Source organism: Clostridioides sp. ES-S-0048-02, assembly GCF_020658495.1.
In the GTDB taxonomy this organism is placed as follows: Bacteria; Bacillota; Clostridia; order Peptostreptococcales; family Peptostreptococcaceae; genus Clostridioides.
On record NZ_JACVWH010000054.1, the window covers coordinates 1 to 903 of the forward strand.

The following is a 903-nucleotide window of genomic DNA, read 5'->3' on the forward strand; positions in this document are numbered from 1 at the left end:
CTAAATAATAGTAACTAGCAGTATCTACAAATGTTTGGTCTAGTAATTCATCCATAGCGACATAAGTTTCCGTAAGTTCTATAGCAACTGGTGCCAAGGCATTATATATTATAGAACCTTCTCGTTTGTCAAACGTGTCAGGTACACTATCTAACATTCTTTTAATTATATTTTCAAATGTCATTAATTCAAACAATTATACACTCACCACCTTCTCTGCATTTAAATTCCCATACTTTGTATGAACTATAAACTTACAATGTACTTTACCTTTTATATTTTCAAACTGAAAATTGTCTACATTTTCAATCCTATCATCTTGAATTAGTGCTTCTTTGATTCGTCTTTCAAGTTCGGGTATTACATATGAAACAGGTTCTCCGATAAGGTCGTTCAACTCGACTCCATAATTCCAACTATATATTAGATGTTGGTATCTCTCTGTGTTTAAAATCAAAAAGATGGTCTGTTTTAATGCTTCCACATCATCACAAATACCATCTACTTTATTTCTCTCCATATTCAGTTTAAAGGTCTTACTTGGTTCTTGCCTTACATCAAAGTTTATAATTGATACATCTTCTATATCATAGTCAATGTTATCTGTTGGTAACACTTTATCACATCCTATCTAAAATTAAATACTGTTGTCCTCCTTGCATACGAATTAAAACTAATTTATCTCCTATTTTTTTATCTGTATATCTTTTAAATGTGTCTGTTTGTATTAGAAAGAATTCTTCAAAGGATGCTTTTTGCTCTATCTTAACTACTAAAGGATTAACACTTTCTATAGTTCCAAATGCAAGAGTCATTGGATTACTTGTTTCTACTGCATCCATTGCAGCCTTCTTGATTACTTGTAATAATTCCTGTGACACTTTATCACCTCACTTATATAAA

At 30.9% G+C, this 903-nt stretch carries 2 protein-coding genes and 1 pseudogene; all 3 read right to left on the reverse strand.

Features of this window, described 5'->3' with window-relative positions; all coding sequences use genetic code 11:
* A pseudogene (locus tag IC173_RS20265) lies at window positions 1-196 on the reverse strand (phage tail protein); the annotation flags it as partial.
* The gene (locus tag IC173_RS20270) at window positions 197-616 is read right to left on the reverse strand and encodes a DUF2634 domain-containing protein (RefSeq protein WP_227856205.1); all 420 of its coding nucleotides are present in this window, start codon (window positions 614-616) and stop codon (window positions 197-199) included.
* Between the two features lie 4 nt (window positions 617-620).
* Window positions 621-881: a DUF2577 domain-containing protein gene (locus IC173_RS20275; protein ID WP_196337436.1), complete on the reverse strand. Its 261-nt coding sequence runs from the start codon at window positions 879-881 to the stop codon at window positions 621-623.
* Window positions 882-903 lie beyond the last annotated feature (22 nt).